At 65.4% G+C, this 17,747-nt stretch carries 14 protein-coding genes; 5 read left to right on the top strand and 9 right to left on the bottom strand.

From position 1 onward, the window contains the following. Positions 1-129: 129 nt before the first annotated feature. Positions 130-525 (top strand): NAD(+)--rifampin ADP-ribosyltransferase, encoded by a 396-nt coding sequence (gene arr / locus ACTG4X_RS24790; RefSeq protein WP_093058453.1) that lies wholly within the window; start codon positions 130-132, stop codon positions 523-525. Positions 526-702: 177 nt separating this feature from the next. On the opposite strand, the gene ACTG4X_RS24785 is transcribed toward arr, so the two are convergent. Next, positions 703-1,248 (bottom strand): hypothetical protein, encoded by a 546-nt coding sequence (locus tag ACTG4X_RS24785; RefSeq protein ID WP_143042649.1) that lies wholly within the window; start codon positions 1,246-1,248, stop codon positions 703-705. A 419-nt stretch (positions 1,249-1,667) separates the two neighbouring features. On the opposite strand from ACTG4X_RS24785, the gene ACTG4X_RS24780 reads away from it, so the two are divergent. Beyond that, entirely contained in the window at positions 1,668-2,828 is a 1,161-nt protein-coding gene (locus ACTG4X_RS24780; RefSeq protein WP_440532155.1) for a serine hydrolase domain-containing protein, read from the top strand. A 213-nt stretch (positions 2,829-3,041) separates the two neighbouring features. Here the strand turns inward: ACTG4X_RS24780 and ACTG4X_RS24775 are convergent, their stop codons facing one another. From ACTG4X_RS24775 to ACTG4X_RS24760, 4 genes are all read right to left on the bottom strand, one after another. Further along, entirely contained in the window at positions 3,042-3,419 is a 378-nt protein-coding gene (locus ACTG4X_RS24775; RefSeq protein WP_093080732.1) for a DUF4288 domain-containing protein, read from the bottom strand. A gap of 99 nt (positions 3,420-3,518) precedes the next feature. Then, positions 3,519-3,743: a hypothetical protein gene (locus tag ACTG4X_RS24770; RefSeq protein WP_093080730.1), complete on the bottom strand. Its 225-nt coding sequence runs from the start codon at positions 3,741-3,743 to the stop codon at positions 3,519-3,521. A gap of 184 nt (positions 3,744-3,927) precedes the next feature. Next, positions 3,928-4,797, bottom strand: a complete 870-nt coding sequence (locus ACTG4X_RS24765; protein ID WP_440532154.1) for an NmrA/HSCARG family protein — start codon at positions 4,795-4,797, stop codon at positions 3,928-3,930. Positions 4,798-4,837: 40 nt separating this feature from the next. Continuing rightward, complete coding sequence (locus ACTG4X_RS24760) at positions 4,838-5,779, bottom strand: NADP-dependent oxidoreductase (protein WP_440532153.1); 942 nt, start codon at positions 5,777-5,779, stop codon at positions 4,838-4,840. 104 nt (positions 5,780-5,883) lie between these two features. Between ACTG4X_RS24760 and ACTG4X_RS24755 the strand changes: the two genes are divergently transcribed. Beyond that, positions 5,884-6,759 (top strand): LysR family transcriptional regulator, encoded by an 876-nt coding sequence (locus ACTG4X_RS24755; protein WP_097198568.1) that lies wholly within the window; start codon positions 5,884-5,886, stop codon positions 6,757-6,759. 61 nt (positions 6,760-6,820) lie between these two features. After that, positions 6,821-8,458, top strand: a complete 1,638-nt coding sequence (locus tag ACTG4X_RS24750; RefSeq protein WP_440532152.1) for an alpha-amylase family glycosyl hydrolase — start codon at positions 6,821-6,823, stop codon at positions 8,456-8,458. Between the two features lie 4 nt (positions 8,459-8,462). Here ACTG4X_RS24750 and ACTG4X_RS24745 read toward each other — a convergent pair whose 3' ends face one another. The 4 genes from ACTG4X_RS24745 to ACTG4X_RS24730 all read right to left on the bottom strand — a co-directional run bounded on the left by ACTG4X_RS24745 (position 8,463) and on the right by ACTG4X_RS24730 (position 15,212). After that, positions 8,463-10,763, bottom strand: coding sequence for a CocE/NonD family hydrolase (locus ACTG4X_RS24745; RefSeq protein WP_440532151.1), 2,301 nt, complete (start codon positions 10,761-10,763; stop codon positions 8,463-8,465). Further along, positions 10,760-12,433, bottom strand: a complete 1,674-nt coding sequence (locus tag ACTG4X_RS24740) for an ABC transporter ATP-binding protein/permease (RefSeq protein ID WP_440532150.1) — start codon at positions 12,431-12,433, stop codon at positions 10,760-10,762. The genes ACTG4X_RS24745 and ACTG4X_RS24740 overlap by 4 nt, the downstream gene beginning before the upstream one ends. Before the next feature lie 89 nt (positions 12,434-12,522). Next, positions 12,523-13,926, bottom strand: a complete 1,404-nt coding sequence (locus tag ACTG4X_RS24735) for a glycoside hydrolase family 15 protein (RefSeq protein ID WP_440532149.1) — start codon at positions 13,924-13,926, stop codon at positions 12,523-12,525. Continuing rightward, entirely contained in the window at positions 13,923-15,212 is a 1,290-nt protein-coding gene (locus ACTG4X_RS24730; RefSeq protein ID WP_440532148.1) for a glucoamylase family protein, read from the bottom strand. Before ACTG4X_RS24730 ends, ACTG4X_RS24735 begins: the two co-directional genes overlap by 4 nt. A gap of 169 nt (positions 15,213-15,381) precedes the next feature. Between ACTG4X_RS24730 and ACTG4X_RS24725 the strand changes: the two genes are divergently transcribed. Then, complete coding sequence (locus tag ACTG4X_RS24725; RefSeq protein ID WP_440532147.1) at positions 15,382-17,496, top strand: glycoside hydrolase family 3 N-terminal domain-containing protein; 2,115 nt, start codon at positions 15,382-15,384, stop codon at positions 17,494-17,496. Positions 17,497-17,747 lie beyond the last annotated feature (251 nt).

Raw genomic sequence — 17,747 nt, 5'->3', positions numbered from 1 at the left:
CATCGGGGATGAGGCCGTGGGGTGTAGGGGCATACCCAGGCCTGGATCGGACTTCACGCGAGACAGCTTCCGTGACGATCGACACGAGTAGACTCCGCGGCTTTTCCTTTCTGCAGAGGAGCGAGCTGCATGGCTATCTTGGACGCCGGCCCCTACTTCCACGGTACGCGGGCGGACCTTCAGGTGGGCGATCTGCTCACGGCCGGCTTTCGGTCAAACTACGACGGCCGCGTCGTCATGAACCACATCTACTTCACCGCCTGGCCCAAGGGCGCCGGGCTGGCTGCCGAAATGGCGAGGGGCGACGGCCGTGGCCGCGTCTACATCGTCGAGCCCACGGGCGCCTACGAGGACGATCCCAACGTCACCGACAAGAAGTTTCCGGGCAATCCCACACGCTCGTACCGCAGCCGGGAGCCGCTTCGGATCGTTGGCGAACTGGAGACCTGGGAGCCCTTCGATCCGGAGTACATCCGGCAGCTCAGGGAGCGCGTACGCGTTGGCATGGGAGAGATCATCAACTGAATCCCGCCTGCCGTGCCGCGCCGGGTAGCGAACGGAAATGGACTGGCTTGTTGACCGTCTTGGGCCTCTCGGCGCCACTGCTGTGCGGCTGAATTCGGCCAGAAGCGCTCCCTCGCGGCCGACGTTCGAAGCTGAGGCAGCCGCAATGAGTTCAACCCACAGGGCTACGGCAGTTGGTCATTTTGGATCGATAACGTCAAACTCGAACTGCACCGGAGCGGAGTCTTCGACGTAGGCGCTGATCAGGTAGTGGCCGGCAGGATCGCCATCGGCCACGTCCCAAGACTTCGAAATGGTGCCGTCGTAGATGGTCAGGGTCACGTCCAGCGAAATAGTCTTGCGATCCGCCGACGTACCGTAAGGCTGGCCACCGCTGCCCCACGTCTTCGGGGTTTCCGGCAATGTCACGCGTTCGAGAACGCGGACCTTGCCAGATTTCCGGTTGAGTTTCAGGATCCAACCGTAGTTTTGGTTGATCGCCCGTGGCACGGTGTTCGAAACCTTGAAGTCCAGCACGTCGTTGTTGGGCGCGAGCTTGAAGAGCCCAAAGACCGCATCGAGCGGGCACGCTCCATTCGCTGTCGGGGCGACGGCGCAAGCTTTGAACACGGCGGCATTGGATTCAGAAATGAATCCATGCGATGCGGCGCCCGTTGTTTGAGCGCCAATGTGGGTGCATGCGACCGCGGCGAAAAGAACAAGAAGGTGGCGTGAATATTTCATGGCAGATGAGGCTCGGCAAGCGACTGTCAAACGATCAAACCTTGCATGTCTTTGGCATAGGTTGAGCCAGGAGCGAGCTCGACCTTCGATGCGAGATGCGCCCGCCATGCTCTCCCGGCGAAACGCAGCAGCAGGATTGCCAGCGAGACCTACTGGAATGTAAGGCTCAAGGGTCGGCTCCCGTCAACCAGGCGTACCCGGCGTACCCGGCGGAATCCTAAGCGTCCGCTTTCGAGAACGTCGCTGGACCCTTTGCGCAGACTTCCCGTGCGGCCACAAGCGGCCAATCGCGAATGGCTGCTTCGGCGATGCTCTATCCTCATTAAAAAGGTGTGGGATCGTTAACTCGGAGGAGCAAGCGATTGACGCGCGCAGCCTTCGCTGCTTAACATCAATGCACCTTCCACCGTCGACGTGCCATGAAACGCCGTGAGTTCGTTCTTGTTGGCACTGCGCTCGCCTCACTCGGCGTGTCAGCGTGCACCCATTCGATCGGAGGCTTCGCCGCAAAAACTTCGCGAGAAGATGACTGGAACATCGCCGCGGGCGACGAAGACAAGCTCGTTGACACCACCGCACTCAGCAAGATGGCCGATCGGCTTGCGGCTTCGGGCTCGAACATTCACTCCGTTCTTGTCTTGCATCGCGGCAAGCTCGTTTTCGAGCGCTACCTCCAAGGCAGCGATCAGGTGCCGACCAGCTTTTTCGGCAGCCGTGTGGAGAACGTCGTCTTCAACGCCGGCATGCGCCATGCAATGAAGTCAGCGACGAAGAGCGTCGCGTCGCTCGCCGTCGGCATCGCGATCGACCGGGGGCTGATCCATGGCGTCGACGAGCCGATCCTTGGCTTCTTCCCCGAACTCGCAGACCTGCGAACGCCAGAATCGGATCGCCTCTTGCTGCGGCACGCGCTCGGCATGACGCTCGGTCTCGAATGGATCGAGTCAACGCCCGCGACCGGCGATCTCGCGAACGACGAAACGCGCATGTATTTTTCGGGCGACCCGTGCCGCTACGTGCTCACGCGCCGAACTGTGGCGGCGGCTGGGCAGCAGTTCTTCTACAGTACCGGCGCGCTGGCGCTTATATCAGCGATCCTGCATCGGGCCACCGGCAGACCGCTCGACGAGTTCGCGCGAACGAGCCTGCTTGAGCCCCTGGGCATCTCCGGCGAAGAATGGAGCCGAATGGGCAGAGACAGCGACGCCGGCGGAGGCCTTCGCATGCGTCCACGGGACATGGCGAAGATCGGACAGCTCGTGCTGGCGGGCGGTCGCTGGGATGGACGCCAGATCGTGTCGAAGGGCTGGATCGAAGCTTCCACCGCGTCGCTCATCAAGGCAACGGACGACCAGGACTACGGCTACCTTTGGTGGAGCGGCCATGCCAGAGCGCACCGACGAATAGTCCGCTGGATCGGTGCGCTCGGTCGAGGCGGGCAATCGATCCGAATCGTGCCCGAGCTCGATCTCGTCGTTGCCGTGACGGCAGGCTACTACCAGGACTACAGCCCGCAGGCATTCAAGTTGCAGTACGGCGTGTTCAACGATGTGCTGCAGGCTATCTCACCGTCCCTGTGACTCGGATACCGTGACTGGCGTCCATGCGGTCAGCGCTTAATTGAACCGCGAAACACCGGGCGATCTTCGCGAAACGCCTACTACGGTGACTGGCCGCTTGGCGATGGCCCACGTTGCACTCGCTACATCCGCTTGGGGCCCGAAGGCGGCATAGGTTTATCCCGCAAGCGGACCTCCAGTTCAGCTTCGCCGCCCCTGCAGCAGGGCTTGCGGCTACTGCCGGAAAGAGCCCTTCGGCCTAACCATTTGCTTGAGATTCTTGAGCTTTCGAGGGGCGCGCTCGGTCCATAAGATTTCCGCCCCGTCTCCCAGCTTCTCGTAGATTGGGAGGACATCGGTGATACCCACCAACTTCCATTGAACAGGTACGCCTTCCGGACCACCCTTGTATGGCTTCGCATTCGCGCGAGCAACCGTCATGCCCTTTTTATAGGCATCGTCAAGGGTTCGCGCACGCACAAGAATTGTGTTCTCCCACGACATGAATCGAGCTTCATCATCGTCCTTTCTGTCGTCATTCAACTCCACGAAGCGCAGCAGGTACGAAACCGCATACCAGCCCACCGGTGAAAGATTCTTGTCGTATGTCATGCAAAGATTGTCTCGCCAGTGGCTCGGAGCTAGTAGAGCGACAGCTGCTCAACCGAAACTCTGAACGACTGGTTCTGACCGGCTGGCGTCATTTTTGATTCACTCGCACGAGTGCAAGAGCTTGCTCAGAATCCCCCGCTCTTCATCGCTGAAAAAGTCCTTCAGGTCCTCGAAGTCGCCTTCAATGAAATGCTTCTGCATGTTTCTAAGACTTGCTCTCAGCAGGAGGAGTAGCCCTTTAGCGTCGTAGTCATATCCTGGACCGCTGAAGCCTACCCAGTCCTCTACAAAGTTCAGCAACTCATCGCTGGTTTCGAAGTGCATATTTCTCCCGAATGACTGGTTGTGGGCTAAGTTTTCCCAACGGGGCGACTGGCCGCTTCTGGCCGATAGTACTCACCCGCGCTTTGCCGCCGAATGCCAGCAACCGCCGCGCACGGAACGGACATCAGGTCCCCAGAGCGCAGCGTGTGATGCAGTCCCAGCTGACATACGCGAAGCACGCAGCCTACGACGCGGCTACGGCCTCCTTGACGAAGTCGGTGTACTTGCGCAGAGGACGCCCGAGGATGGCCTGCAGGCGATCCGCGGCGCCGTCCGCGCCATGCATGCCGAACTTCTGGATCCCGGCCATCATCAGGCGCATGTCGTAGGCAAGCCAGGACGGCCCCGATGTGGCCATCTGCACTTCGAAGGCCGCCACGTCGTCTCCGCCGTAAGTCACTTCACGACCGAGCGCAGCACTCCAGATTTTGGCCACCGACTCTCCGGTCAACAGCTCGGGCCCGACCAGCTCCAGCGTCACGCGCGGTGACGGCGCGGGTGCGCGATCGCGGCGCAGCAGTTCGGCGACGGCGGCGTCCGCGATGTCTCGCGCATCGATCATCGCGACGCCTGTGGAGCCGATCGGCATCGGGTAGACGCCGTAGCCCTGGATCACCTGCTGGACCATGCGCTCGTTTTGCATGAAGTAGGCCGGCCGAAGGATGGTTGCCGGAATGTCGAGGCTCTCGATCATTCGCTCGACCGTGTGCTTGCCGGTGAAGTGCGGCACATCGGTGAACTTGTCTGCATGGATGACCGAGAGGTAGACGATGCGCTCGATGCCAGCTTCGCGCGCCAGGTTCAGCGCGACGAGGGCCTGGGTCACTTCGTCGGGCGTGACGGCGTTCAGCAGGAACAGCGTGCGCACCGAAGACAGCGCCGCGCGCAATGAGGGCACGTCGGTCAGGTCGCCGACGACCTCCTTGACGCCGGCCGGAAAGCTCTGCTTTCCGGGTGTGCGAACGAAGGCGCTGACTTCGGCGCCGGCACTGGCCAAGCCTTGGACGACGAGGGAACCGATGGTGCCGGTGGCACCGGTGACGAGAATGCTCATGGAAATCTCCTGGGAGGTTGGTGGGGGATGAAAAGATCGATCAGCGCGAGAAGTCCGCAACGACCTTGCCGATGCGCGGGTCGGTGCGATTGCGTTCGATGGCCATGGGGATGTCGCCGAAGCTCACGACTTCGTCGAGCTTCGAAATCAGCGTGCCTCCGGCGATCTCTGCCGCCAGCCGTTCCAGGAGCGCCGCGTCCGGCTTGCTCATGAACCACAGTCCGCGGCGGCCGGGAGGCGTGCGTGCCAGGATGTCGGGCGAGGACGTGCCGACGATCGCGCCGTCCTTCGTCAGCACCTGCCACGAGCGATCGAGCACTTCGCCGCCAACGTAGTCGAGCACAAGGTCGATGTCGCGCGCGACCGACTCGAAGCGTTCGGTGCGGTAGTCGATGACGTGGTCCGCGCCCAGGCTGCGCACGTACTCGACGTGGGCGGTAGACGCCGTCGCGAAGACTTCGGCGCCTGCCTGCTTGGCGTACTGCACGGCATAGCCGCCCAGTCCTCCTGCTGCACCATGAATGAGGATTCGCTGGCCTGCGGCGATCGGACCTGCGTGGTGCAGGCTTTGCCAGGCGGCCACGGCCGCGACGGGGACGGCGGCCGCATGAACGTCGTCCAGGCCTTGCGGCGTGCGCACGAGCTTCGCCTCGTCGACTGCCACGAACTCGGCATAGGCACCCAGGCCGCCCAGCGGGCCCATGACGCGATCGCCCACGCGAAAACGCGAGGCGCCGGAGCCAAGCGCTTCGACGACACCCGCAAGCTCGATACCCAGCACGGCGGGCAGTTGAAGCGGGAACGCGTCCCGGACGAAGCCTTCACGAATCTTCCAGTCGATGCCGTTCACGCCGGCCGCCCGGACGCGCACCAGGACCTGGCCCTGTCCGGCCGTGGGCCTCGCGGTCTCGGCTACTTCGGCGGCGGCAGCACCGCCGTAGGTCCGGATAAGCACAGCGCGTTGAGTGATGGTGGTGGTCATTTCAGTTTTCTCCTGTTGAAGTTGCGGTAAGGAGAAGATAGGCCGTTGCATTGTTAAAACGAAGATCCAAAAATGAAGACACCTCGTTTCAATTACGGAACACCATGGATCTGAATGCACTGAGCGACTTCGCGCTTGTCGCAATGAACGGTGGCCTCGGAAAAGCAAGCCGCGCGAGCGGTAGATCGAAGGCGACCTTGTCCCGGCGCATCGCCGATCTGGAAGAGCAACTCGGCGTGCGGCTCATCGAGCGCAGCGCCCGCGGGCTCAAACTCACAGAAGCCGGGCAGATGCTGATGGACCGCACCGAAGGGCCGATGCACGAGGTGGCCGACGCCATGACTTCCGCGCGCGAGGGCTTGTCGGTGCCCCGCGGACGCCTGCGCATCGCTTCGCCGGTGCTGTTCTCGCAGCTGGCGATGGGCCGCATCTCCGCCGAGTTCTGCACGGCCTACCCCGAGGTCAGCTGCGAGGTGGTGGCGGACGATCGCCTGGTCGACCTCGTCGAGGAGCAGTTCGACGCCGCGATCCGGATCAATCCAAGCCCGGACAGCAGCCTCGTCGGCCGGTGTTTTGCCAAAGACCGGCTGGTGGTCGTGGCCGCGCCCTCCGTGCCCGTGCCTGCGCCAGGCAAGGTCAGCCCGGTCCCAGGCATCGTCTCGACAAGCTTTCAACCGACGAACTGGACGCTCGACGACGGACGCCTTGTCCTGGAGCCGATTCCGAGGCTCAGACTTTCCTCGTTCCTGATGATTCGCGACGCTGCGATCGCCGGCGCTGGCGTCGCCCTGATGCCGCAGTCGATCGCATGGAACCAGTTGACGCGCGGAGAACTGGTTCAGTGGGGCATGGTTTCAGGCGTGGAGGTCGCGCTCTGGGTCCTGCATACGTCGAGACGACTCCCCGCACCGAAGGTTCGGGCGTTCGTCGATTTCATGTGCGCGCAGTATCCGCAGGGGTCTCTCGTACTGAACGGCTAGGTCAGCTGTTTTCTTTCTGGGGAAAATGGACCCACCCGAAACCGAGCATGAGGGGATCAAGATGTCAGCCGACGACTGGTGGAAGTGCGGAATCGTCTATCAGGTCTACCCGCGTTCGTTCCAGGACAGCAACGGCGATGGCATCGGGGACCTGGGCGGAATCCGCGCCCGGCTGGATCATCTGGTCTCGCTCGGCGTCGATGCCATCTGGATCTCGCCGATCTATCCCTCGCCGATGGCCGACTTCGGGTACGACATCTCCGATTTTTGCGACGTCGATCCGCGCTTCGGCACGCTGGACGGCTTCGATGCGCTGGTGCAGGAGGCCCACGCGAGAGAGCTCAAGCTCATCCTGGACTTCGTGCCCAACCACACGTCGGACCGTCATCCGTGGTTCGTGCAGAGCCGCAGCGCACGCAGCGATCCGCGACGCGACTGGTACATCTGGCGCGACCCGGCGCCGGGCGGCGGGCCGCCCAACAACTGGATCAGCAATTTCGGCGGCCCGGCCTGGGCCTTCGATGCGGCCACCGGCCAGTACTACTGCCATTCGTTCCTGAAGGAGCAGCCCGACCTCAACTGGCGCAACCCCGAAGTGCGAGCCGCGATGTACGAGGTGCTGCGCTTCTGGCTTCGGCGTGGCGTCGACGGATTCCGTGTCGACGTGCTCTCTCAAATCATCAAGGACGCGCAGTTCCGCGACAACCCGCCGAATCCGGACTTCGCCCCGGGCCAGGACCCATTTTTTCGCTGGTTGATGCTCTACAACACCGACCTGCCGGAGGTACAGCCGATCGTGGCCGAGATGCGCCGCGTGGTCGACTCGTTCAGCGACACACGCTCGTCGCGCGTGCTGATCGGCGAGCTCTACCTGCCGCTCCCGCGCCTGGTCGCCTACTACGGACTCAACGCCGAAGGTGTGCTCGAAGGCGTGCAGCTGCCCTTCAACTTCCAGCTGATCGCGACCGAGTGGCAGGCGGCGCGCATCGACCGCTTCGTGCGCGACTACGAAGCTGCCTTGCCCGCCGGCGCCCAGCCGAACTGGGTGCTGGGCAACCACGACAGACCTCGCATTGCGAGCCGCGTCGGGCCACAGATGGCGCGGCTCGCGGCCATGCTGCTGCTCACGCTGCGCGGCACGCCGACGCTCTACTACGGCGACGAGATCGGCATGACGGACGTCCCCATTCCCGCCGATGAAGTGCAGGACCCGTTCGAGAAGAACAAGCCCGGCATGGGCCTGGGGCGCGACCCGGAGCGAACACCCATGCAGTGGAGCGCCGCAGAGCATGCGGGCTTCACGACCGGCACGCCGTGGCTGCGCCTGGCAGCCGACTGGCCCACGAACAATGTGGAGGCGCAATCGCACGACGCTGGGTCGATGCTGGCGCTCTACCGGCGCCTCATCGCGTTGCGCCGCGCGCAGCCCGCGCTGAACCGGGGCAACTACGAAGCGCTTGAAGCCGGGGGCGAGGTGCTCGCCTATGCGCGCAACGGCGAAGGGCAGCGGCTGGTAGTGCTCTTGAACTTCGGCACCACCCCGGCGCCGATGTCGTCGGCGTTGATGCCGCGCCAGCCGGTCGTGCTGGCATCGACCGATCCTGCGCGCGCCGAGTTCATCAAGGGGTCCCTGGTGCTGGCGCCTTGCGAAGGCGTCGTCATCGGCGCCGTGAACGACAAAGGTCTGGCGACACGATGAGCGATCAAGACTTGCCGGTCTGGATCTCGACGTAGCTGCGCGCATGCCAGCGCACTCGAATGGGCCATTTCGCGTCGGCAATGGTTTCCGAATTCACGTCCTTGCCGCTGCCGTAGTTGATCTGCCGGTCGGGACGCCTGTTGAGGCCGATCAGCAGCACGATGCGGCTGCCCGCCGCGAGCTTGCAGGCCGTCACGCGTTCGACGGTGAACGCAAGCAGCTGACGCTCGCCGGCCCGCAGAAGCCGGCGACGCATGCGATGGCCTGCGTAGCTGGCGCGAAAGTCGTAGGGATCGAACAGCAGCTGGTATTCGCCGCTTGCCGTCTGCTCGTACAGCGAGATGTTGAAGTCCACGTCCTGCCGCGAGGGCGTGATGTCGAACACGCCGCGCAGGCTGCCGACGATCTCGGTGCCCTCCGGGAGCGGATCACTGACAAAGCTGATGCTGTTGCGCGCCGGCAGTTGCTTCACGCGCAGCGCATCCGGCCACGGAGTGCGCACGTCGCGTCGATCGGCGAGATCGACCGAGAGCCGCACGTTGCCACCGCCTTCGGATGGCGACGGCAACAGGCGGTGCGGGTCGTCGCGCTCGCGGGTGTCGAGGTGAAGGCGCAGCCGGGTGCGCTGCGGTGCGTCCAGCGTCGGCGCATGGCGCCACTGGTCCGCACCCATCACCTGGTAGTTGACGCGATCCATCAGCAGGGAAGGCTTGTTCGCGCCTTTCAGGATGTGGTCGAGCCATTGGTAGCGCAGATCAGGCAGGTCGATGCGTGCGACGGGGTCGAGCGTGTAGCCGCGCAGCGTCGGCGCCGTGCCGCGCCGGATCGAGGTCGCGTCGTAGGGGCCGAGCAGCAGCGTCGTGTCGGCCTGCGGCCGGTTGCGAAGATGCTCGTGGTGGTAGTAGAGCGCGCCGGCGTCGGCACCGTAGTAGCCGGCAAAGCTGAGCACCGGAATGTCGATTCGCGCAAACTGCTCTGCCGACGGCAAGAACTTCTGCCAGTAGCGATCGTGGCTCGGGTGCGTCAGCCAGGTTCGGACCAGCCTGCTGCGCTTGCCCAGCAGCACGCGGTCTATGTCCCAGTAGGGGCGATTGCCACGGTGCCAGCGTGCGTCGAGTGCCTGCCACATCGTGTCCGGGTCCGCGTCGGCGTCGACGCCTGCCCGCAGGGGCTCGGCAGTCGCGTGCTCCTGCGCCCAGCGGACCATGGCGTTGCGGAAGATCTGTCCGGCCATCGGGAAGTCGATGCCCGGCGCCATCGGCGCGATCGTGGCAATGGCCTTGAGGGCAGCCGGTCTCCTGCGGGCGGCGGCCCAGGCGGCGTAGCCGGAGTAGCCGTCGCCGAGCATGGCGACGCGGCCGTCGCTCCACGCCTGCCGGGCAATCCAGTCGATGACGGCGGCGGCGTCTTCGCCGTCGCGAACGAACGGCCACACGGCGCCCTTGCCGTCGGGCGTGCGTCCGCGCACGTACGCCGTGACGCCGACGTAGCCTTTGGCGGCACTGTGCTGTGCATCGTCCTCGGCGGGATCGAGCGTGAAGCGCAGCAGCGTCGGCAGGGTTGCCAGTGCGTCGTTTGCGCGGCCGGGCCGAACCAGGCGCGCATGGATGACACCCCCGCGCACGGGAATCCTGACGTCAGCCTCCGCCACGTAGCGGTTGCGGTTTTCCGCCGCGAACAATTCGGGCAGCAGCGCATTGAAGCTGCGACGCGACTGGTACGAAAGCCAGGTTCGCACGAGCGCCAGCGCATCGGCCTGCGGGAGGCTGCCCTTCGCGCGCCAGAGATCGAAAGCCTGGCGCAGCGGCTCTCTGTACACCGCCGGCGGGATTTCGAGCCGCGCCATGATGGCCTGGGCTTGCGCGTTGTCGAGCGGCGACACCAGTTCCTGGAACGAGCGCGCGTAGGCTTCGGCGAAGCCGAGACGCCCGTCCGCTTCGAGCATGCGCGCGCGCGCATAGATGCCGTCGAGGATCGCCCGCTGGACCAGGTCGTCGAACGGCTTGCCCTGGCGGCGGCTGCGCAGGGAGCCGCTGCTGTCGTAGGCTGCACGGTAGGCGCCGCTGACGATCTGCAGGGCGGTCAGGTTGGCCAGGAAGACATCGGTGTCCGCCTCCTGGTACACCGGCAAGATGCGCTCGGCCAGGTCCCGCATCAGGTCCGCCGCGGTGGCATCGTCAGGATCGCGCGGTGGCCGGAAGCCGAAATCGGCCGCCCAGGCCCAGGTCGGCCACGCGGGCAGCGCAAGAATCAGCCGCATGAGGGCGCGACGCGCACGACTGACGGTTGACCCGGGGTGTCTCATGGTCGCTGCTCCTCGGGTGCGGCGTTCGGCGCCTTGACCAGATGCACCACCCGCGTGAACAGCCGATCGTGCGCTCCTCCGGCCGAGCCTATATGAACAATGCCCGTGTGCGTGAGCTTGCCCAGCGCGTCGATGATGAGTTCGAGCGTGTCGTCGTCGAACGCGCCGAAGGCTTCGTCCATCACCAGCCAGGGCGGCGCCTGCAGCACCACGCGGGCGAAGCCCAGCCGCAACTGCTCGTCCATGCTGAGCTCGCTCTCCCAGCGACCCGTCTTGTTCAGCAATTGCTCCAAACGCTGGAGGCCCACACTCGCCAGCGCGGCCACCATGGCTTCTCTCGGGTAGCTCGATGGCTCCATCGCATACGACAGCACTTCGGCCAGCGTGCCGCGGGGAATGTAGGGCGTGCCGCGCGGCATGTAGTGGATCGTCTCGCCGACGGGCCGGCGCACGGTGCCGCAGCCCCAGGGCCAGAGGCCCGCGAGCGCCCGGAACAGCAGGGTCTTTTCCGTGCCCGGTGTGCCGAGGATCAGGACGCACTGGCCGTGGTGCACGACGAGACTGGGGTCGTCCAGCTGATCGTGGCCGCTCCAGGAGCGAACCTCGAGCGCTTCGATCGCGAGCGTCCCGGCTTCGCTCTCTTCGTAGGCGATGCGGCTGCCGCCTGCCTGTGCCTCCAGATCGGAGGCCAGCATCCGGCGCAGGTCGGTGACACGCAGCAGCGTGGCGCGCCAGTCGGCAATGATGCTGAAGTTGTCGACGAACCAGCGCAGCGACGACTGTGCCTGGGTGAAGGCCGCGGCAGCCATCATCAGGCCGCCGAACGAAACCTTCCCCGAGAAGTAGAGGGGGGCGGCCACCAGCGTCGGCGCGATGATGGTGACCCAGCCGAAGCCCGCGGTGACCCAGGTCAGGTTGGTCAGCCCGAGCACCACGCGCGACGTGGCGCGCAAGACGTCGCCGAAATGCATGGCAACGCGACGCTTCTCGTCGGCCTCGCCACCAGCCAGGGAGATGCCGTCCAGATGCTCGTTGATGCGCGTCAGCGAGAAGCGCAATTCGCCTTCACGCGCGTAGCGCTCGGCGTTGCGCGAGATCAGGCCGTTGCCGACCCAGTAGGTGAGCAGCGAGCCGGCGATCGCATAGGCAATTGCCGCCCACAACATGAAGCCCGGCAACACGTGGTCCTCGCCGTTGAAGAAGAGGCTGAAGTCCTTGGAGATGACCCACAGCACGCTCGCAAAGCTGCCGAACAGCATCGCTGCCTGCAACAGACCCACGCCGAGGGTGACCGACAGATCGCACAGCTTCAGCGTGTCGTCGTGCATGCGCTGATCCGGGTGAGCTCCCATCGGGCCGCTGGCCTGGAGCCAGAACGCCCGGCGCGGCTGCAGCCACAGCCCCACGAGGTCATTGACCACGGCCTCGCGCAGCTTCAGCTGCAAGGTTTCGCCCAGCCACCTCTGTGCGACGTTCAAGACCAGCAGCACGCCCGCAATGATGGCGAAGACGCCTACCTGCACGACGAATTCGCTCAGGTCGCGACGCGAGATCGCATCGTAGAACGGCTTGTTCCAGCTATTGAGCTCGATCTGCCCATACGCCGTGAGCGCGACGACCACGACGATCGCGCCCATCAGCACGACAAGCGTTTTCGCGACTGGGGACACTCGCAAGGCGCCGAGCAACTCGCGGACCTGACGGAAGACACCGGCTCTTGCAGCCGGCTCGACACGGTTCTCAGGCCTCGCGCTCATCGCTACCGCGGCACCTGGCAAGCGGCGGCCGCGATGCGGCGCGCCGAGACACACGAAATGAAGGCGGCGTGGCTCCATGCCAGTTGCTTCGCCGAGGTCTGCGCGCCGCTGCGCTGGTCGAACTGTTCCGACAGATCACCACCGGCCGGCGTGTACGCGCGCACGGTGGCGAGGTAGGCGTCGCCGCGCCCCATCCACTGGTTCCAATGGCGTGCATCGCCGCCCATCGCCGCGGCGCGGAAACAGAACTCGGCGGCGCCGAGTGTCGAGAAAAAGTACGCACCGCCCGAGTAGTACGCGTCGCCAGCGTACCGACCCATCGCCGCGCCACGGCCTGTGGCACGGCCGTGGTTGATCGGATAGGCCGCATCGAACAGCGCATCGAGTCGCTCCAGCGTGGCCTGCATGCGCGGATCGGCCGGTCCATGCGCAGCCTCGGTGCCGAGGCTATGGATTGCCGACAGGATCACCGCGATGTCCAGCGCCTTCGCACTGGGCTGGCCGTCCACCAGCACGCGTGAACGGTAGTAGCCGCGCGTCGAGTCGCGGTCGTCTGGCTGTTCGTCTCGTTCGTCCACCCAGTAGTCGTCGAGCAGGCGCTGCACGGCCCGCGACTCCTCCCGGCAGCGCTGCGCCAGCGCCGCGTCGCCCAGGCCCTCCAGCCATGCCGCGCCTTCGGCCAGCGCGGCCCCTGCGACGCGCAGTGTGTAGTAGTGGCGGCCGAGCTCTTCCTCCCAGATGTCGTACGACGGCTCGCGCCAGTGACGCAGCGTGAAGTCGATGTCGAAGCGAATCAGCGGCGTGACCTCCGCCAGCAGGGCCGCGTCGAGGTGCCCTCCGGCCGCCCAGCGCAGCAGCGCCAGCGCGCGCAATGGCGGCCCGTCGTGCTGGGGGCGCGCCCATCGGAGGACGTCGAGCGTACCGTCGGGGTTCACTCTCGTTTCGGCGACGACGGCATCACCGTGGACGCTCCCGAGGTCATGGTCTTCGCGCAGAAACTGCAGGAGTTCGGGGGCCACACGCGCTCTGCGGCCTTGCTCCGCGGCAACCGCGCGGCCGTCGAGCCCGTTCACGGCAAGGCTGAAGCGGGTGAAATCGCGCAGATGCTGCAGGGCTTCGTCGCCGATGCGTCGGTCGACGTAGAGCAGGCGCAGTGCATCGATGACGACAGCAGAGTCCCGGAACCAATGAAAGAAGTAGTCCGGGTCCGGGTCGTAGTTGCCGAGTACGGGCGAGGCAATGATGGCGCCGGCGACCGGCCGTATGGTCTGACCGAAGCCGGGGCGATGCTTGACGATCGACACCGGCGAGATGCAGGGCAGCATCGCGCTCGCCGAATGGGACAGCTGTCTTTCGAGCCATGACTCGAAAGCCGGGTCTTGCTGGCTCGCCACGCTGAAGGTCACGGTGCAGGCGACTCGAGGTGCGGGCTGCTGAAGTCCAGGGCGCGCAGCCCGGCCTGCACTTCGGGCACGCTCATGAACAGTTTCCACAGAAGGCCCGTGCGATGGTTCTCCATCATCACGACGATCGGGCCCTGGTCGATGGCGAGATATGTCTCTGCGAACCAACCGCGCCGTTCGCAGAACGCATCGATGAAGCCGTAGTCCTTCCACAGGCGCGTGCCATGCACGGTGAGGAAATGCCGCAGAACCTGCATCACCTCGGTGGGCGCATACGGCAGGCTGGCCAGCGCAGCCGTCGGCGAAATGGTGCCGTTGTCGATGTCCGGGGCGTGCGCGAGGTAGCCGTCGGGGTCGTCGCTGGCGGTCAGGCCCCAGCACGATTCGCCGTAGCCCGGATGGCCATGAGGATTGGCGATGCAGTGCGCACGGTTGATCTGCAGGTGGCGGCAGTTGAGGTCCCAGTAGTCGGCGTAGCGATCCTTCAGGCCGTGCGGATCGAGGCCACAGAACGAGTAGTGCGTGAAGAACAGCGGGCCGCCGTATGGCATGCCCAGCGGTATCTCGATGCCGTAGTACGACCGGCCGTTGAGGAAACCGGCCCCCGCCGCGAAGCCGCGGTGGTACACCCGCGGATCGATCGCATGGCGCGGCGCGGCCGCCGCCAGCAGGTAGGTGATGAGGCACTCGTTCCAGCCGCGCACTTCGTGGTTCATCGCCCAGCCGTGGTTCGGGCTCCAGTGCCAATACAACACGTCCCGTCCGCCCTGGGTGAACCAGTTCCATTCGACGTCGTGCCACAGCGTGTCGATGTCGCTGCGCAACCGGCGCGCCGCGGCCGTGTCTTCGCTGAAATACTGGCGCGCACAGAGCAGGCCCATGCAGAGGAACGAGGTCTCGACCAGATCGCCCGCGTCGTCCTTGGGGCTCATCGGGATCGTCGCGCCGCTCGCTGCGTCCATGAAGTGGGGGAAGGCACCGTGGTATCGCCTGGCGCGAAAGAGGGCGTCCCGCATGCGCCCCAGGCGCTCCAGCGCTGCGTCCCGCGTGACCCAGCCGCGCTCCACCGCGACGATCAAGGCCATGATGCCGAAGCCCGTGCCGCCGATCGCGACCCTGTCATCGGGCAGGTCTTCGCCCGTGGCGCTGACGAGCGTGCGGCGGTCGAGCGCCAGGCCGCTGTCGGCATCCGCACCGTCCCAGAAATAGCGGAAGGTCTGCCGCTGCACGGCATCGATCAAGGCTTCATCGGGCAGGGCTGCCAGTGCCCTCGGGTTCCTGTCATCCATCAACACGAACGGTTCCTTTCGTTGTTGTCCCGGGTGTCACGTTTGGTTTCACCGAATCATCGGCGACGCCACGCGGCTGAGGGCTCTTCGCCCGCAGCATGCCATCATTAGGCCCCCTGGGTTCTATTCGAAATCCCTGATGAGTCGCATCGATACTCTCATGGCCCGGATGACGCTAGCCGAAAAGCTGGGTCAACTGACGATGACTGCCTCCGGCTACACGGTCACCGGGCCGGTGCTCGCGGGAGACTCCACGCAGTCGATCATCGACGGCACCGTCGGCAATCTGTTGAACATGGTCGGCGCCGGTCACACGCACGAGATGCAGCGATTGGCCGTCGAGAAGTCACGGCTCGGCATTCCGCTGCTGATCGGCCTGGACATCATTCATGGCCATCGCACGCTCTTTCCGATCCCGCTTGCGGAGGCCGGCACCTTCGACGAAGTCCTCTGGGAGCGCACGGCGCGAGAGGCTGCACGCGAAGGCGCTGCCGACGGCCTGGCGATGACTTTTGCGCCGATGCTCGATGTATCGCGCGATCCCCGCTGGGGCCGTACCGCGGAAGGACCCGGCGAAGACCCTTGGCTTAACGCACGCATCGCGCAGGCCAAGGTGCGCGGCTTCCAGGGGGCAGACCTGTCATCGGCCGATTCGCTGGCCGCCTGCGCGAAGCATTTCGTCGCATACGGCGCAGTCACCGCGGGGCGGGAGTACGCCGCCGTGGACATCTCCGAGCGCACCTTGCACGAGGTGCATCTGCCGGGCTTCGCAGCAGCGGTGCGCGCCGGCGTTGCGACGCTGATGCCCGCCTTCACCGATCTCAACGGCGTGCCGATGACTGCGCACATCCCCTTGCTGCGCGACTGGCTGCGCGGCGAGATGGGCTGGGACGGCGTCATCGTCAGCGACTACAACGCGATCGCGGAACTGATCAAGCACGGCGTCGCCGCCGATCTCGTCGATGCCGCGGTGCTGGCGCTGAAGGCCGGCGTCGACATCGACATGATGGCCGACGCGTATCGCAAGGGTCTGCCCATCGCGCTCGCGCAGGGACGGGTGACGATCGAAGAGATCGACGCGAGCGTGCGCCGCGTGCTGCGGCTCAAGGAGCAGCTCGGCCTGTTCGACGACCCCTACCGCCGCGGCGCGACACCCGAACTCGTGGCGGTTGTCGCCGAGCGGCACGCGGTGGCGCGCGACGCCGCGCGCAAGGCCATCGTCATGCTGAAGAACGAGCGGGACACCCTGCCTTTGCCTGCTGCGGCGAAGGCACTGTGTGTCATCGGCCCGCTGGCCGACGCAAGCACCGAGATGAAAGGCCCGTGGTGGGGTGCCGGCGAACACGAGCCGGCCGCGAGCGTGCTTGCCGGCTTGCGTGCCGCGCTGCCGCAGACCGACATACGCCATGCACCCGGCGTCGCCATCGAGAGTGATGACGACAGCGGCATCGAAGCGGCCGCCCTGCTGTGCGATGGCGTCGACGCCGTCCTGCTGTGCCTGGGCGAGCGTGCCACCATGAGTGGCGAGGCCGCGAGCCGCGCCACGCCCGCGCTGCCCGGGCTACAACAGGCGCTGGCCGAAGCGGTGATGGCACGTGCACACGCGCTCGGCATTCCTGTCGTCGCAATCTTGTTCTCGGGCCGCCCGCTCGTCGTCCCCTGGCTGGCCGAACACGCCGATGCGCTGCTGGCTGCGTGGTTCCTCGGCATCGAAGCCGGCCATGCGATTGCCGACGTGGTCACGGGCCAGGTAACGCCAAGTGGCCGTACGCCGATGAGCTGGCCGCGCGCCGTCGGGCAGCTGCCGATCTACTTCGGCCAGCGTCCCACCGGACGGCCGATGAATCCCGCCGACTACTTCACGAGCAGGTACCAGGACGTCGAAAATTCGCCGCTATATGCCTTCGGCCACGGCTTGACCTTCGGCCGGTTTGTCTACGACGAGCTTCAGGTAGAGCCGCGACGCGTGCGCGAGCAGGACGCGCTGAAGATCAGCGTCAGGCTGCGCAACGTTGGTGCGCGTGAGGCTGAAGAAACTGTCTTCCTGTTCGTTCGCGGCAAGCGGAGCCGTGTCACCCGGCCGTTGCTGGAACTCAAGGGCTACGCGAAGCTGCGATTGATGCCGGGCGAAGCCGGCTTGGTGAACCTGGAACTGCCGGCGGCCGAGTTGCGCTACCTCGGGCCGGACCTGCAGCCTCTGTTCGAGGCGGATGAAGTCGAGATCTTCGTCGGGCCGAGTGCCGAGCAAGCAGGGTTGCTGCGGCAGACCATCGAGTTGTGCTGAAACCCCAGGGGCGTAGGGGCATGCCGTTACCCGTGGCTATACTGCGCCGGTCACGTCAAAAAGAGGCGTGATCGGGCTTGGACTCCCGTTGAAATCACTGCGACGCAAGCCGCAGTCACCCCGCAGGGTCTGCGGCTTCGTCGTTCGTGCTTCCAGTTTTGGCGGCTCGATGGGCGGGCGCAAGCCCGGCCGGTTTCACGCAAGTGGTTTCCCGGTAGTCCAACCCGTCGAGCCGCCGCCTCCGCTTGGAC

This window comes from Variovorax sp. YR566 (assembly GCF_051992195.1).
GTDB lineage: Bacteria > Pseudomonadota > Gammaproteobacteria > Burkholderiales > Burkholderiaceae_C > Variovorax.
The sequence above is the reverse complement of the archived record's forward strand: the minus strand, read 5'-3'. Positions and strand labels throughout refer to the sequence as shown.

Excerpts from the sequence above, each read along its gene's own strand:
- ACTG4X_RS24765 (WP_440532154.1), bottom strand. The coding sequence starts at position 4,797 with ATGAGCATTCTCGTCACCGGTGCCACCGGCACCATCGGTTCCCTCGTC.
- ACTG4X_RS24775 (WP_093080732.1), bottom strand. The coding sequence starts at position 3,419 with ATGACATACGACAAGAATCTTTCACCGGTGGGCTGGTATGCGGTTTCG.
- ACTG4X_RS24770 (WP_093080730.1), bottom strand. The coding sequence starts at position 3,743 with ATGCACTTCGAAACCAGCGATGAGTTGCTGAACTTTGTAGAGGACTGG.
- ACTG4X_RS24745 (WP_440532151.1), bottom strand. The coding sequence starts at position 10,763 with ATGAGACACCCCGGGTCAACCGTCAGTCGTGCGCGTCGCGCCCTCATG.
- arr (WP_093058453.1), top strand. The coding sequence starts at position 130 with ATGGCTATCTTGGACGCCGGCCCCTACTTCCACGGTACGCGGGCGGAC.
- ACTG4X_RS24730 (WP_440532148.1), bottom strand. The coding sequence starts at position 15,212 with ATGGATGACAGGAACCCGAGGGCACTGGCAGCCCTGCCCGATGAAGCC.
- ACTG4X_RS24785 (WP_143042649.1), bottom strand. The coding sequence starts at position 1,248 with ATGAAATATTCACGCCACCTTCTTGTTCTTTTCGCCGCGGTCGCATGC.
- ACTG4X_RS24725 (WP_440532147.1), top strand. The coding sequence starts at position 15,382 with ATGACGCTAGCCGAAAAGCTGGGTCAACTGACGATGACTGCCTCCGGC.
- ACTG4X_RS24755 (WP_097198568.1), top strand. The coding sequence starts at position 5,884 with ATGGATCTGAATGCACTGAGCGACTTCGCGCTTGTCGCAATGAACGGT.
- ACTG4X_RS24760 (WP_440532153.1), bottom strand. The coding sequence starts at position 5,779 with ATGACCACCACCATCACTCAACGCGCTGTGCTTATCCGGACCTACGGC.
- ACTG4X_RS24750 (WP_440532152.1), top strand. The coding sequence starts at position 6,821 with ATGTCAGCCGACGACTGGTGGAAGTGCGGAATCGTCTATCAGGTCTAC.
- ACTG4X_RS24780 (WP_440532155.1), top strand. The coding sequence starts at position 1,668 with ATGAAACGCCGTGAGTTCGTTCTTGTTGGCACTGCGCTCGCCTCACTC.